The following is a 14705-nucleotide window of genomic DNA, read 5'->3' as shown; positions in this document are numbered from 1 at the left end:
CGGGTTGCGGGATGGCAGCCTTCGCACGAGAGCGTACCGACGCCGACATTCAGGGATGTCGTATTCAAGCGAAGACCGGCCGCCTCTACCGCCATCGCACCGCCATGCACCATGCACCATGCACCATGCACCATGCACATAAAGCGCGGCTTCGCTATTCAAAATCCAAAGCGTGTGTTGCGGCCTCCATTTCTCGTGGGAATGGAGTAAGGGTCAACTCGGCTAGATAGTCGCTTCGTTGGGAAAGAGCCGATGAAGTGAACGGGCAAGGTCAGCTTGTCGAAATGGCTTGGTCAGTTGCGGCAAACCGATATTGAGATCGCCCCCGGCATATCCTGTTATCACGAGAACCGGCAAGGTTTGCTTGAGCGCAGTAGCCCGTCGCGCTAGGGCAGCGCCATTCATGCTTGGCATCATATAGTCCGTGACTAGAAGATCTATGGGGAGCCCTCCCGCCAGCTTGCTCAGGGCCTGTGAGCCGCTGGCCGCCTCATGAACGACATGACCGAGGTCTCTTAGCATTTCGGCGGTCCCGGCGCGAACCAACTCCTCATCATCAACGAGCAGAACGTTGAGTGAGGACAGCGCTGGTGGGAGAGTGTCTGATGAGACATCGCTCGCCCTAGCCGCATCGCTAGCAATCGGTAGATAGAGATTGGCCTGCGTGCCCTGCCCCAATTCACTCGTTAAGACGAAGGCTCCGCCCAATTGGCCAGCGAGACCGTGCACCATCGACAGGCCAAGCCCCGTGCCCTTGCCTAGTTCCTTGGTCGAATAAAATGGCTCGATCGCGCGTGCGAGGGTTCCAGCGTCCATACCGGTACCCGTATCAGTCACTGTGATGCGCACATAGTCACCGGCCGCGGGCCCAGTCGCGTCCCCCCCATCTACTCGCACCTGCGAGGCAGCGATCGTCAGCGTGCCGCCTTGGGGCATCGCATCGCGCGCGTTGACACTCAAATTCAGTATTGCGAGTTCGAGCTGGTTGGGATCGGCGAGCGCCGCCGGCAATCCTTGCGGGCATTCGAGGTGGAGCGTGATGGAGGATCCAATCGAACTGGTTACGAGATCCTGGACACCAGTGAGCAAGCTGCAGACATCGGTTGCCCGGGTCTCCAGCGCCTGCCGCCGGGCAAAACCGAGCAGGCGGCTGATCAGCACGCGCGCGCGCTCGGCCGATTGCAATGCGCCATCGATCAACCGCGCCATACGAGGGTCCTGCCCTGCATAGCGTCGGCTTAGAAGGTCGAGTGCCCCGCTAATCGGGGTCAGAAGATTGTTGAAGTCATGCGCCACGCCACCCGTCAGCTGGCCGATCGTTTCCAGCTTTTGCGCCTCATGCAGCTGCTCAGCCGCGGCCTGCCGTTCGGCCACCGCCGCTTCTACGCGTCGTTCGAGTGTCTCATTTAACTCACGCAGCGCAATCTCGGCGCGCTTACGCACGGTCACGTCCTGGAAAATGACAGCGACCTCGTCGCGTTCGCGCGGCTCTACCCGGAATGCGGAAAGCTCGAGATGCCGCCCAGTGGCGACCAGTTCGCGCTCGAACCGAATCGGCTCGCCCGATATCAGAACGTCACGATATAGATCGACCCATCCATCCGCCTCATCAGGGACCATCTGCCGGACAAATTGCCCGACGACGTCCGAAATGCCCGTATGATGCTCATAGGCGGGGTTGGCCTGCACATGCACATAGTCGCTTTTGGGGCCATGTCGCCCATCGACGAACCGGATGATGCAGAAGCCCTCATCCATCGTCTGGAACAAGGTTGCGTAACGCTCTTCGCTCTCCCGCAACTCGATCAAGCGAGCACGCGCTTCATATTGCCGGCGGCGGCCGCGCAGCGCTGATTGCACCAAGCTGACCAATGTCGTGGGATGGAAGGGCCGTTCGAGGAAGGTGACGTTGCCAAGTACGTCCAGATGGCGCGCGGCTGCCGGATTTCGCTCAAGACCGCCACCACGGCTGGTGAGCAGCACGAACGGTAAGTCCGACCACTCTTCCTGGCTCGCCAGCCACTCGACAAGAGACCGCAGGTCGGCGGTCGCAAGCGCCTCTTCCGTTATCAGAACGCAACCCGCGCCAGACTCAAGACCCGCGATCATGCTTCGTAGCGAGCCATGCGCCTCTGCCTCGATCCCGGCTTCGGCGAGCATGGCGGTAGCGACCGAAGCGTCGCGTCCGCGGGGCGCTAATACCAGCACCCGTTCCGAGACTGTCGTCTGCTTCACGCCTGGTCGGACTTTAGCAGACCTGCCTCACCGACAAAGGTAGGCACCCCGCGCAAAATGCCTTGAAACCCGACAAGCGGCGGACCGAGCGTGAAACCTTGCGGGCCGATCTTATACTCACGGATGACATCCTCATGTGCACTCATTCGCTTCTTAACTATCGAGATCGCCCGTCGGACCCGTCCCACGGCCTCGAAATAGCGCAACAGAATGACGGTATCGGCGAGATAGGTGATATCGACCGGCGACTTCATGTCGCCAACCAGACCGTGCTGCGCGACCGTCAGGAAAGTGGTCGCGCCCTGCCGGTTGAGATACTGCAGCAATTCGTGGACGTGCAGGACGAGCGCATGCTCTCCTGGCATCGCTGCTTGGTAACCATTTAGACTGTCGATCACGATCGTTCGCGCGCCGTGTGTTTCGACACATTCGCGCACGCGCGTGGAAAACTCGCCAGGCGTGAGTTCAGCGGCATCGACCTGCTCGAGCACCAAATTGCCCGCATCGATCATTGCTTCAAGATCAATGTCGAGGCCCCGCGCACGCTGCATGAGCAGGCCGATCTCTTCGTCGAAGACAAACATCGCCGCGCGCTCGCCACGGTCGATGGCGGTCTTGACGAATGTAAGCGAGAGAAGCGACTTGCCGGTGCCTGCCGGTCCCAGCATGAGGACGCTCGATCCGCGCTCTACCCCGCCACCAAGCAGCGCAGTGAATTCGGGTAGATTCGTCTCCAGCACTTCGCGGTCGAAGCGGCGGTGATGCTCGCTCGACACCAAGCGGGGAAAGACGCGAACTCCGCCAGTATGAATGGCAAGGTCGTGATAGCCGCCGCGAAAGCGCCGGCCACGATACTTTATCACGCGCATCCGCCGGCGTTCCGCGCCGTATTCCGGTGCCAGCTCTTCCAGTCGAACGACCCCGTGCGCTACTGAATGGACAGTCTTGTCGTTGGCGTCGGTGGTCAGGTCATCAAGCATAAGCACGGTCGCGCCGCTGCGCGCGAAGTAATGCTTGAGTGCCAGAATCTGGCGGCGATATCGCAACGAGCTCTGTGCGAGCAGCCGGATCTCCGACAGGCTGTCCAGGACAACCCGGGACGGGCCGACCCGCTCGAACGCTTCGAAAATCCGCTTCGTTGTCTCGCCAAGCTCGAGATCGGACGAATAGAGCAGGCTCTGCTGCTGCTGTTCGTCCAACAAGCTCTCGGGGGGTACGAGTTCGAAAATATCGATATCCTGCAATGGCCAGCCATGTGAACTGGCCGTTGCGCGTAGCTCGTCCTCTGTCTCCGAAAGCGTGATATACAGACAACGATCGCCGGCCAAGGCGCCCGCGATAAGGAACTGCAGCGCAATCGTCGTCTTGCCCGTGCCCGGGCTGCCCTCAAGCAGATACGCCCGGCTTCGTTCGAAGCCCCCGGCCAGAACATCGTCAAGGCCGCGAATGCCGGTATCGGCGTGTTGAGACGGGGTTGTTTCCATTGATCACTCCTGAGACAACAGCGCGCGACTCTCGTTACGGTTCCGATCAACCCGCCAGAAAGGCTTGATTCAATGCGGTTTCCGTATTGCTCATGGCATTGCGCAGGCAAAGCCAGAGATCGCGAGCAACTAGCTGGAAGCCCTGCGAAGCACCGCGAATGGTGCTGGTCACCCAAGTTCAGAACCGAGGTGACGCAAGCCGGAATGGTGTGAGATTGCTCACCGCCAGTCTCTGTCCTCGACGATGGCAACGATGCACGAAAGCAAAGGCCAGCTGCCTTGTGCGTCGGGACGAAGCCAAGGGCCCTCACCCATTACGGCATACGCCTTAATCCAGGTCGTTGATCGAGCGCTGTCCGCTGTGATCCTGCTTATGCCTCGGACGCCCGCATAGTAGCGCCACCGACTGACAAATCTTGTGGAGCAACCTGGTAGTAGCTCGTGACGCGGTCGGCATACGCCTGATCGAAGATTGGGGGATTGGCAGCCCAGCTTGGGCCGCCCTCGAGAACGCGCCGGTCAATCGTCACAACATAAGCATCCGAGGTTGGCTCGAACTGCAAAAGCTGGAAGGGGATTGGGTAATAGGCTTTACCGATACCGAGGAAGCCACCAATCGAGAGGATCGAGTAGATCGTCGCCCCAGTCCGCTTGTTGATCATGAAGGCGTAGACCGATCCCAGCTTGTCACCGTCACGGGTCTTTACGGTCATGACATCGGCTTTGTTGGACTGGATCAGCAGTTGGGTGGGTTCATCGAGTTCGGCCATAGACCCTCCTTTTCGACCTATCACAACATGCGGGCACGGCACGGGTTCCGGATACACAGGCCGCGCACCCTGACAGCTACGCGGTGCCCTGCCCGGCTCCAACTGGTCTGGGGCCATCAGTCTCGACGACCTATGGACTGACATCCTCCGCAGCGGTGGAGCTGATTTCCCGAAGAGAAAATACGGCGATGATCCTTTTCCTCATTTGCTCGTTGTCGCTAGGTAGTTTGGAGTTAGAAAAATGAATCGAGACACCCTCGAAGGCGAAGGTCGCGACATTGTTGGTAAACTTAAGGAAACCGCCGGTGACGTGACCGGTGACCGATCCCTTCAGGGTGAAGGCCTGATCGATCAGTTGAACGGAAAGACGCAGAAGATCTTTGGCGCGGCGCGTGAAGTGTTGGCGACTGATGGTGCTCCACTCATCGACAAGGCCCGGCGGTTTGCTCGCGAGCAACCCTTAGCCTCGGCGGCGCTCGTAGGCGTCGTCGGCCTTGCCATTCTCAATACATTGCGCGGCAAGCGCTGAGAAGGGCGGCCTTGTAACAGGTAAGGCAGCCATCTCCAGACGACATATGGGAGAATAATAATGGGTTTGATTGTGTGGATCATCGTCGGCGGCGTCATTGGCTGGCTGGCTAGCATCATCATGCGCACCGACGCGCAGCAGGGAATCCTTCTCAATATTGTCGTCGGCATCATCGGAGCATTTGTCGGCGGCCTGCTGATAAGCGGCGGCTCGATCAATAGTGCGCCACTGACGATCACCTCGTTCCTCGTGTCACTGCTTGGCGCAATAGTTCTGCTTGGGATCGTCAACCTCGTTCGTCGCGGTAGAGTACGATAACCCAGCCAACGCGTCGCAGGTGTGAGCTGAGCTCGCACCTGCGACAACTCCCTTCGATAGCCGCGCGGCATCGCGTGCCAACTGCGCCAAACACGATCTGAAAGGCACGGCTAGACCTGTCGCCCGTTCAGCACCGACGCGGCGAACTTCGCTCGACGCATCAGTGATCTGGTTCGAAGGGCATCTTCTAACCAGCAGGAAGGCATTTCAGCGGCCGTCCGGCAGGGTGTATCAGACAAGAGGCTGGCGTATTGGTCCCTCGTCGAACTGCGATTAAGCGACGGGATACATCGCAAGAATATTCGCGTATCCCGGATCGGTAGCCCCTGATGCTCGTTCAGTTGGCGAGGCGAGCGTCGCACTCTCCGTCCGCATCAAACTCTCCAGTCATGCGTTCTAGCAGCGACACTCGCCACGCATCACTGCTTGCTGGCAGTTGTCCGTGTAACAGGCGACCAATGGCTCGTTAGTCGCCACCCGGCGAAGCTAGCGCTCGACGGTCCAGCGCACTTAACGTCATTGCTCAATTGCTCAGCGGCCCGCGCGCAATCCCCATAGCTGCCGTATCCGCCTAGTCGTGCTGGATCATCGGCATCCGCGCGAAGGAGCCCTCTCAAGGGCCGCGTCGGACAATATTGGAGGGGCCCGAGTAATTTCTCGGAAGAGTTTCGAACCGCGCCGGCCATAGAACGGGCTCACAGATATGGCCCTGTTCGCCCGTGCGAAACCCTCAAAGACCGCCTCAGCACACATCATCGGGCACACCCACACCACTTCGCGTACGCGAGGCTCTTGAAGGTGGATGCTAGGCGGCAATGGCCGTGAAGCCGCGGGCTTCGGACAACGCGACATGCCTTCTGGCGGCTTCGATATAAGCGAAGATGCCAATGACCGGGTCATCGGTCTCATGGAATGTGTTCCGGTTCTGCGCAAGCTTCCCGCCTTCCAGCAGCGCCTCAAGTGCAGCCCGGCCCCGCGAAACCCGGCTTTTGACGGTCCCGATCGCAACGCCAATAATCTTCGCCGCCTCCTCATAGGAAATCCCTCCAGCGCCAACCAGGATCAGCGCTTCACGCTGATCTGGCGGCAATTGCTGAAGGGCGCGCAGCATATCGCGAAGTTCGACCACATTATCCTGGTTCGCCGGGGCACAGAGCAGACGCTCGGCAACCAGATCGTCCCATTCGCCGACGAAACGCTTGCGGCGCTGGAGTGAGAAATAATGGTTTCGCAGGATCGTGAATGTCCAAGCTCGAAAATTGGTACCCGCCTCGAACACTGCCCTGGCACTCCATGCTTTGAGCATCGTCTCCTGCACCAAGTCGTCGGCAAGCTCGCGATCCCCGCACAGACCCCGGGCGAACCCACGCAACTGGGGAATCACATCCGCTAGCATTTGCTTGAAGTCGCGGTCAGCGATCAACGTTGAGCGGATACCCGACGATGGCGTGATGCCCATGGCATATTCCCGATTGCTAAAGATAAAAACACAACATTCCAGTAATGTAACGGTTCCAAGACCGATTCGGCTGAATCTGGTGAAACGATAGACGAGCATGTCTGGCCAGCGGCTTAGACCCGCTCGCACACGATCCCGAAATACGCCGTTCGTTCGGGCTCCCTTAATAGCAGCTCTTGGGTGGCAAGCGGGCATTGCGATTGGTCTAGGCGAGCGCGGCCCCGCCTCATGGATGACGACGCTGCAGGCATTTTCGCCTGCCCATCGGATCGAGTTTGAAGAGATCGCCAGTTTCGATGCTCGGCGGTCGCAACATCTTGTATCGACAAAATTATTATTGGAACATAAAAGGAACATATGGCTCAGCTTGATGTTCAGCAAAAGCTCGCGATCCTCGCCGACGCGGCGAAGTATGATGCGTCCTGCGCATCGTCCGGCACCAGGAAGCGAGACAGTTCGGGTGGCAAGGGGATCGGCTCCACCGAAGGCATGGGTATCTGCCATGCTTATGCCCCCGATGGGCGCTGCATCAGCCTTTTGAAGATTCTGCTGACGAACAGCTGCATCTTCGACTGCCATTATTGCATCAACCGCAAGAGCTCGAACATTCGCCGCGCCCGGTTCACGGCACAGGAGGTGGTCCGCCTGACGCTTTCCTTCTACCGCCGCAACTATATCGAGGGATTGTTTCTCTCATCCGGCATCATCCGCTCACCGGATTACACGATGGAGCAGATCGTCGAGGTCGCACGCTCGCTCCGCGAGGATCATGAATTCCGCGGCTACATTCACCTCAAAACGATCCCCGACGCCGACCCCGATCTCGTGCGTCGCGCCGGCCGTCACGCGGACCGTATATCGATCAATGTCGAGCTGCCCACTGTTGCAGGCCTGGAGCGCCTGGCTCCCGAAAAGAGTGCCGGACGGATCGAGGATGCAATGGGCGAAATGAATGCGGCGATCCTCGATCGCGCCGATGCCAGGGCGCGTTACAAATCGGCGCCCGACTTCGCCCCGGCCGGCCAGTCGACGCAGATGATCGTCGGCGCGGACGCGGCCACCGATACCGCAATCGTGACGCGCGCCGCAACGCTCTACGATCGCTATCGCCTCCGCCGCGTCTATTATTCTGCCTTCTCGCCCATTCCGGATTCAAGTGCGGTACTGCCGCTCGTCCGGCCGCCGCTGATGCGCGAGCACCGCCTCTACCAGGCAGACTGGATGATGCGCTTTTACGGATTCTCCAGTCGCGAGGTGGCGAGTTCGGCGGATGAAAGCGGCAATTTGCCTCTCGACATCGATCCCAAGCACGCCTGGGCGCTGAAGCATCGCGATTTCTTTCCGCTCGACGTCAACCGGGCGCCGCGCGAGGCGCTGCTGCGCATCCCCGGCCTCGGCGTCCGCGCCGTGGACGGCATCATCGCCGCGCGGCGCCATCGCCCACTACAGTTGGACGATATTGGCCGACTGACCGTGTCGATTGCGCGGCTGCGCCCGTTCCTGATCGCCGCCGACTGGCGCCCCACGGGCTTGGCAGACGCGATCCTTCACCCGCGCCAGCCAAGACCCGTACAGCTGGAATTATTTGGCGCATGAAACGCCGCACTACCGCGGTAATGGAAGGGATGAAGCCAGGAGGTGACACGCCTCACGCCCATGGCATCGGCGCCCACACGGTCCGCCTCGCCGCCGAGGATGATTTCGATGGCTGGCGAAGCAAAGCCCGCGCCCTGGCCCTTGTCCATGCTGCGCCGCACGAAGTACTTTGGCAAGTTGAAGGGGCAGCCGATCTTTTCAGCGGGCTCCCGGCCGCAGCGCCGACCGCTGCGGAAGGTGCATTTTCGGTGCCGCGCCCGTTCGTCGAACTCGCCCGCGCCGTCATTTGCCATCGCGATCCCGAGCGCTTCTCGCTTCTTTACGCCTTTCTCTGCCACCTACGCGACAATCCACGCGCAATAGAAGACAGCGCCGATCCGCTGCTACGCCGCCTCGAACTGATGGCGCGCGCGGTCCGCCGCGATATGCACAAGATGCGTGCCTTTCTCCGCTTTCGCGAGGTGAGCGAGGGCGCCACGCCGCATTATGTCGCCTGGTTCGAACCAGAACATCATATCGCGCGTGCCAACGCCGGCTTCTTCGTCCGCCGCTTCGCGAGCATGCGCTGGTCCATCCTGACGCCGGACCTGTCAGTCCACTGGGACGGCGAAACACTGTCCGAAGGTCCGGGCGCAAATAAGACCCAGGCCCCCGATGGCGACCCGGTCGAGGAGGTCTGGAAGACCTATTATGCGTCGATTTTCAATCCGGCGCGCGTGAAGGTCGGTGCGATGCTCAAGGAGATGCCGAGGAAATACTGGAAAAACATGCCCGAAACCGCGTTGGTGCCGGGCCTGATCGCAGGCGCGCAGACCCGGGAGAGGAAGATGGTCGCGACCTCGGCCGCCGAGATGACGGGCCGCAACGTAACGAAAGGCTGGGAATCGATCCGCGCCGAAGCGATGCATTGCACCCGCTGCAATCTCTACAAGCACGCCACCCAGACGGTATTCGGCGAGGGACCGCTTGGGGCCGACATCGTCTTCGTCGGCGAGCAGCCCGGTGACCAGGAAGATCTGGCCGGAACCCCTTTTGTCGGCCCCGCCGGTCAGCTGTTCGATCGCGCGCTCGAAGAGGCAGGCATCGACCGTCAGCGCGCCTACGTCACCAATGCGGTCAAGCATTTCAAGTTCGAGCGCCGCGGCAAGCGACGCATCCATGACAAGCCGCACGCCGGCGAGATTTCCGCCTGTCGTTGGTGGCTGGAACGCGAGCTGGCACTGATCCGTCCGCGGGTCACAGTTGCGCTCGGCGCCACGGCGGCGCGTTCCATCCTGGGCAAGGTGGTAACGATCTCAGCACTGCGCGGTGAAGCTCTGAGAATGCCGGAGGGCGGAGAAGCGTGGGTCACGGTGCATCCAAGCTTCCTGCTTCGCGTCCGCGACAACAAGGAAGAAGAATATGCCAAGTTCGTCGAGGACCTCCGCCGCATTCGAGAACGCACCAAGGAGTCCGTATGACGATGATTTGGCGTAGCATTGCCGCCCCGCGTCGGCAAAGGGCGTGCAGACGCGCCTTCAAGACGCCGGTCGCGGGTGTCAATCCGAAGGTTTGCACGCCGAGCCGTTCGCTTCATCCCGTTCAAGGGCACGCTCGACCAGCGGGGATCGCTCCGATTGCCATTCGCCGAAATTGTCGTTCACGCACATGACGGAAAGACCAGCGCGTTGGGAGGTCCGGACGACGCTTCTTCCATTGCACGCTCAGACAATCATGGTGCCGTGGCGGATTTCATGGTGACGGGGTCTTCCACCTCGTCAGGCAGAGGAATGATCGCAATATCGGCCCCTTGCCCTGGATACAGCATGGCCGCTGGGCGGCCAATGCTGGAGATAATCGCCGCAAAGCCATCGCGCCTGCCGACGCGCCCCGAATAAGCGCGACCGCGCCCCGCGCTCGCTCGAGCGATGAATATCTAATCTATGTTATGGAGTCCGGTCGGGCGCAGTTTAGGTTTGGAGCATCGCTGGCCCCTGGGCCTGCTGGCGACTGAGAGCCGCTGTGCTCCCGCCATCAACGGGAGATACGAATGCCGGCAGTTGCTCCGCTAGCCCCTTGGGTGCGAAAGATGGATTCCTGGGCCTTTCTGAACAATGAGGAACGTGAGGCCCTGCTTGCGCTGCCGTACACGCTAAAGACGATCGAAGCGCATCACTATATCGTTCGGGAAGGAGACAAGCCCACCCAGTCCTGCGTGATGATCAGCGGCCTGAGCTATCGCCATAAGGTGACGGCCAACGGTGCCCGACAAATCCTCTCCATTCATATGAGCGGCGATATCGTCGATCTTCAAAATTCGCTGCTGGGCATAGCCGATCACAATGTGCAGATCCTGACGGCTTCCCAGGTTGCGTTCATTCCGCGCGAGGCGATCGTCGAGCTTGCCTTCGACCGACCCGCGATCGGCAAAGCATTGTGGTACGACACGCTGGTCGACGGCTCGATCTTTCGCGAATGGATCGCCAATGTCGGTCGCCGGGATGCGCGGACGCGATTGGCCCATCTTTTGTGCGAGTACGCGCTGAGACTCGAAGCAGCGGGGCTAGGCAGCCACAGGGAATGGGAACTGCCGATGACTCAGGAGCAGTTGGCCGACTGCACCGGCCTGACCCCGGTTCATGTCAACCGGATGCTGAAGAGCCTGGCGAATGAGGGGCTGATCCGCCGCACCCGGCGCTCGGTCACGATCAATGATTGGAAATCCCTAGCCGCGGCAGCAGATTTTGACAGTAGCTACCTTCATCTGCCTGAGGAGAAGCTTGCTTTGGCCCAGTGAGGGTATGTGCCTGCAGGGGACCGAAGCGAACGCGAGCTGCTATCGACACATCGCTGCACGCCGACGATCCGCAGCCCATCGCGTGGATAGGCGACAGAACCCTGGCGCCGAAAGAGCGAGATCTGCAGAACAAAATGCGGCCGCTTCCAGGGAAGCGGCCGTACATGCTAAGCCAGTCGGGCCGATCAGTCGCGTTCGCGCTCGCCTTCTATGCGATCACGCTGCGGCCCTTCGTTTTGCTCCTCTTGCTCGGGCTGGCGCGCCCGACCGTCTGAATCTTCCTGCCGCTGGCCGCCTTGATCCTGCTGCCCCTGACCATCCTGGCCAGGCTGCCTCTGATCATCCTGGGCCGGCTGCTGTTCGATCCCACCGCCATGCTGGCCGGGGTAATTGTTTTCGTCGCTCATCGGAGTCTCCTGTGGTGTCCCGCGTCGCAACAGAACCGGTTGTGCACGGCGCATGTTCCACAAGATAATGCCAAGTTGATCTGGATCAGTAAGATTTATCAATCTGTTACGTAACGCTTCATCGCGCCTCGAGGTCGCGATCCTCATATCGTCATAGCCCTTTCCAATCTCAATCCGCCCCTCCCCCGCATGAGTAGCGTGTTCGACTGATGAGCGATCTATTCAACCATCCCGCCGTGCCCGGCCTTCGCTATGTCGAGGACTTCCTCGCCCGTGATGAAGAGGCCGCTTACATCGATGCGATCGACGCGTGCGATCGACGCCATTTTCGATTTTACCCGGATGCGACGCATTTCTATCGGCGAGCTATTCTACCATTCTTGCCAGTACTGGCATCTCGATCGGACTACTATGCCAACCTCTTTGGCAATGGGCAGGCTCCTCACGAAGCAACGAGGCTGACATGGGTTAGGACAATTGCCCGGGATCGACGGCTGCCTCACTCGGGTGTCAACTGGTGCCGAGAACCGCGACCAGCGCGCGGCGGAGCTCAGCCTGCCCGAACGGTTTGCCAAGGCGATGAACCGCCGAACCGATCTCACCCGGCGTCTCACCATAACCGGTCGCAAGGATGACAGGCAGTTCGAGGCGCTCTCGCCTGATTTCGGCAATGAGTTCGCTGCCCGTCATACCCGGCATGGCCTGGTCGGTGATCAACAGATCGATCTCCGGGTGGGTGCGATAGAGTTCGAGGGCTTCCACTCCCGACGTCGCCTCGAACACGCGATGACCAAGGTCCTCGATCATGATCGCGGTATTCATTAGCACCAGCGAATCGTCGTCGACGGCGAGGATCACCCGCGGCGAGATCGCGACCGCTTCCGGCGCCTCGGATGAAACGGCCTGCGCCGGGGGACTGCCTTCGTCCGAGCGGAGCCAGAGATGGACGCGGGTGCCCTTACCCGGCTCGCTTTCGAGTTGGAGCGTGCCGCCCATCTGCCGGGCAAAGCCATGGACCATGGAAAGGCCAAGACCGGTGCCCTTACCGATCCCCTTTGTGGTGAAGAAGGGATCAGCAGCCCGGCGCAGCGTGTCCGCATCCATGCCGCTGCCCGTGTCGGCCACGGTCAGCCGGACATAGTGGCCCGGCGCCAGATCCTCAACCTCGCCCTTCGCCACACGATGCTCGTCGGCGTGTATCGACAGGCGTCCGCCTCCCGGCATCGCGTCCCGCGCGTTCACCGCCAAGTTCAGTAGCGCCATTTCGAGCTGGTTGATATCGGTCGACACGGGCACGAGTCCGGCGGAGAAACTGGTCTCGATCAGGAACAACGGCCCCAGCGAACTCTGCAAGAGCTCGGTCATGCCCGCAACGAGCTGGGGGACGTTCACCCGTTCGGCGGTCAGTTCCTGGCGGCGCGCAAAAGCGAGCATCCGTTGCGTGAGCGCCGCGCCGCGCTGCGCTGCTTGCGTGGAATTGTCGAGTAGCTTCAGGATCTGCGGCTCCTCCGGCACGCGCCTGCGCAGCAGTTCGAGGCCGCTTAGAATCGCCGTCAGAAGATTGTTGAAATCGTGGGCGACACCGCCGGTCAGCTGGCCGATCGCTTCCATCTTCTGCGACTGGAACAACGCCTCTCGTGCGAGTTCAAGCTCACGCTGAGCATCCTCACGCTCAGTGACATCCCGGGTGATCTTGGCGAACCCGACCAGTTCCCCGCCATCATCATAGATAGGATCGATGACCACGCTCGCGCGGAACTGGGAGCCGTCCTTGCGGACGCGCCAACCTTCCGCGGAGAACCGCCCCTCGCGCCGCGCTGTCTCAAGCGCGCGTTCGGGTTCTCCCCGTGCGCGGTCCTCTTCCGGGTAGAAGGTACGGAAGTGTCGCCCGATCACTTCGCTGGGCGCAAAGCCCTTGATCCGCTCGGCACCGGCGTTCCAGCTCGATACCAGTCCTTCAGTATCGAGCATGTAGATCGCATAGTCGGTCACGCTCTGGACCAGCAGCCGGAACTGGGTCTGGCTGCGAGTGAGGGCCTCCGTCCGTTCTTCTACGCGGCTTTCGAGGGTTTCGTTGAGCTCGCGGAGACGATCCGCCGTGAGCCTGAGCTCTTCCTCGGCCGCCACGCGCTCGATATGCGCCCAGCTGCGTTCAGTGATCTCGCGGATCGTCGCCAGTTCTTCAACCGTCCAGTCATGCGGTGCGGCATGATGGATCGCCATCAACGCGGTCAACCGGCCTTCCTTGACGAGCGGCATGCAGATCGTCGCGCCGATCCCGATTGCCTGGAAGCTCGCTGCTTCCTCAGGGCCGATTTCTTCGAGATTGTTGTTGATCACGAGCGGCAGGCCGGCGCGAAGATTGCGTACCGCGAGCGTGCCGAAATCGGCGAGGCTGTAATGGCCCACGATGGAGCGCGAGCCCTGGCGTGCCCAGTCCCCGCGGATGGTGAAGCCGTCCTGATCCTCGTCCATGTCCGCATAGGCGCAATTGGAGACGCCGAGCTCCTTGCCGACCATCCGGGTCGTGATCGCGAGGATCGCGTCCGCGTCCGTCAGCGCCGCGGTGCGTTTGCCGAGCGCGTCAAGGAAGCGCAGCCGGGCCTCGCTTTCGCGCAGCGCCTTGGTAGCCTTCACAGCTTCGGTGGTCTCGACCACCACCGCGAGCACGCCGGCGGGACAGCCGTCATCCTCATAGACCGGAGAATAATCGAGGTTGAGCCAGACATCCTCGAACCTGCCGGTCCGATTGAGGCTAAGGACATGGTCCTTGTAGGCGAGCGTGCCTCCGGCGAGGCCGACCTTCATTACATTGTCGTTGAAATCGGCAACCTCGGGCCAGCCTTCGCGTACCTTGCAGCCGAGCAAGCGAGGGTGATTATCCGCCGCGAAGACCGAATAGCCATCATTGTAGATCATGATGCCGTCTTCGCCCCAAAGCATCACCAATGGGACGGGGCAATGGACGACGAAGGCGACAATCGCGCGCAGGCTTTGCGACCAGTCTGTGATCGGACCGAGCGGTGTAGTCGACCAGTCGAAGCCAGCGATCCGCTCGCCCATTTCTCCGCCACCCGCGAGAAAGGCTTCGCGGTCTCCGGTCGGTTCGATTGCTGAACTGGCCACGCCAA

The 14705-nt window shown here is 60.8% G+C and carries 11 protein-coding genes; 5 read left to right on the top strand and 6 right to left on the bottom strand.

Annotation, left to right across the window (positions count from 1 at the left end; genetic code table 11):
• Window positions 1-222: 222 nt before the first annotated feature.
• The 3 genes from AC07M1_RS08250 to AC07M1_RS08240 form a co-directional block, all read right to left on the bottom strand.
• Window positions 223-2235, bottom strand: a complete 2013-nt coding sequence (locus AC07M1_RS08250) for a hybrid sensor histidine kinase/response regulator (protein ID WP_495162061.1) — start codon at window positions 2233-2235, stop codon at window positions 223-225.
• Complete coding sequence (locus AC07M1_RS08245; RefSeq protein ID WP_495162060.1) at window positions 2232-3719, bottom strand: ATPase domain-containing protein; 1488 nt, start codon at window positions 3717-3719, stop codon at window positions 2232-2234. Before AC07M1_RS08245 ends, AC07M1_RS08250 begins: the two co-directional genes overlap by 4 nt.
• A gap of 371 nt (window positions 3720-4090) precedes the next feature.
• The gene (locus AC07M1_RS08240) at window positions 4091-4489 is read right to left on the bottom strand and encodes a PRC-barrel domain-containing protein (protein ID WP_495162059.1); all 399 of its coding nucleotides are present in this window, start codon (window positions 4487-4489) and stop codon (window positions 4091-4093) included.
• 241 nt (window positions 4490-4730) lie between these two features.
• Here AC07M1_RS08240 and AC07M1_RS08235 point away from each other — a divergent pair, with 241 nt between their 5' ends.
• Both AC07M1_RS08235 and AC07M1_RS08230 read left to right on the top strand, forming a co-directional pair.
• Window positions 4731-5018 (top strand): CsbD family protein, encoded by a 288-nt coding sequence (locus AC07M1_RS08235; RefSeq protein ID WP_495162058.1) that lies wholly within the window; start codon window positions 4731-4733, stop codon window positions 5016-5018.
• A gap of 60 nt (window positions 5019-5078) precedes the next feature.
• The gene (locus AC07M1_RS08230; protein ID WP_495162057.1) at window positions 5079-5336 is read left to right on the top strand and encodes a GlsB/YeaQ/YmgE family stress response membrane protein; all 258 of its coding nucleotides are present in this window, start codon (window positions 5079-5081) and stop codon (window positions 5334-5336) included.
• A gap of 805 nt (window positions 5337-6141) precedes the next feature.
• Here AC07M1_RS08230 and AC07M1_RS08225 read toward each other — a convergent pair.
• A complete protein-coding gene (locus AC07M1_RS08225) occupies window positions 6142-6795 on the bottom strand; it encodes a sigma-70 family RNA polymerase sigma factor (protein WP_495162835.1) in 654 nt (217 codons plus the stop codon).
• A 357-nt stretch (window positions 6796-7152) separates the two neighbouring features.
• On the opposite strand from AC07M1_RS08225, the gene AC07M1_RS08220 reads away from it, so the two are divergent.
• The 3 genes from AC07M1_RS08220 (at window position 7153) to AC07M1_RS08210 (ending at window position 11167) form a co-directional block, all read left to right on the top strand.
• Entirely contained in the window at window positions 7153-8391 is a 1239-nt protein-coding gene (locus tag AC07M1_RS08220) for a putative DNA modification/repair radical SAM protein (RefSeq protein ID WP_495162056.1), read from the top strand.
• A gap of 29 nt (window positions 8392-8420) precedes the next feature.
• Window positions 8421-9851, top strand: coding sequence for a UdgX family uracil-DNA binding protein (locus tag AC07M1_RS08215; RefSeq protein ID WP_495162834.1), 1431 nt, complete (start codon window positions 8421-8423; stop codon window positions 9849-9851).
• Between the two features lie 608 nt (window positions 9852-10459).
• Window positions 10460-11167 carry a Crp/Fnr family transcriptional regulator gene (locus AC07M1_RS08210; protein ID WP_495162055.1) on the top strand — a complete coding sequence of 236 codons (708 nt, stop codon included), beginning with the start codon at window positions 10460-10462 and terminating at the stop codon, window positions 11165-11167.
• A 185-nt stretch (window positions 11168-11352) separates the two neighbouring features.
• Here the strand turns inward: AC07M1_RS08210 and AC07M1_RS08205 are convergent, their stop codons facing one another.
• Both AC07M1_RS08205 and AC07M1_RS08200 read right to left on the bottom strand, forming a co-directional pair.
• A complete protein-coding gene (locus AC07M1_RS08205) occupies window positions 11353-11574 on the bottom strand; it encodes a hypothetical protein (protein WP_495162054.1) in 222 nt (73 codons plus the stop codon).
• 510 nt (window positions 11575-12084) lie between these two features.
• Window positions 12085-14700 carry a PAS domain S-box protein gene (locus AC07M1_RS08200; protein WP_495162053.1) on the bottom strand — a complete coding sequence of 872 codons (2616 nt, stop codon included), beginning with the start codon at window positions 14698-14700 and terminating at the stop codon, window positions 12085-12087.
• Window positions 14701-14705: the final 5 nt, after the last annotated feature.

This window comes from Sphingomonas sp. GW821-FHT10C01 (assembly GCF_059415525.1).
The sequence above is the reverse complement of the archived record's forward strand: the minus strand, read 5'-3'. Positions and strand labels throughout refer to the sequence as shown.

Excerpts from the sequence above, each read along its gene's own strand:
- AC07M1_RS08245 (WP_495162060.1), bottom strand. The coding sequence starts at position 3,719 with ATGGAAACAACCCCGTCTCAACACGCCGATACCGGCATTCGCGGCCTT.
- AC07M1_RS08210 (WP_495162055.1), top strand. The coding sequence starts at position 10,460 with ATGGATTCCTGGGCCTTTCTGAACAATGAGGAACGTGAGGCCCTGCTT.
- AC07M1_RS08220 (WP_495162056.1), top strand. The coding sequence starts at position 7,153 with ATGGCTCAGCTTGATGTTCAGCAAAAGCTCGCGATCCTCGCCGACGCG.
- AC07M1_RS08225 (WP_495162835.1), bottom strand. The coding sequence starts at position 6,795 with ATGGGCATCACGCCATCGTCGGGTATCCGCTCAACGTTGATCGCTGAC.
- AC07M1_RS08240 (WP_495162059.1), bottom strand. The coding sequence starts at position 4,489 with ATGGCCGAACTCGATGAACCCACCCAACTGCTGATCCAGTCCAACAAA.
- AC07M1_RS08205 (WP_495162054.1), bottom strand. The coding sequence starts at position 11,574 with ATGAGCGACGAAAACAATTACCCCGGCCAGCATGGCGGTGGGATCGAA.
- AC07M1_RS08230 (WP_495162057.1), top strand. The coding sequence starts at position 5,079 with ATGGGTTTGATTGTGTGGATCATCGTCGGCGGCGTCATTGGCTGGCTG.
- AC07M1_RS08235 (WP_495162058.1), top strand. The coding sequence starts at position 4,731 with ATGAATCGAGACACCCTCGAAGGCGAAGGTCGCGACATTGTTGGTAAA.
- AC07M1_RS08215 (WP_495162834.1), top strand. The coding sequence starts at position 8,421 with ATGAAGCCAGGAGGTGACACGCCTCACGCCCATGGCATCGGCGCCCAC.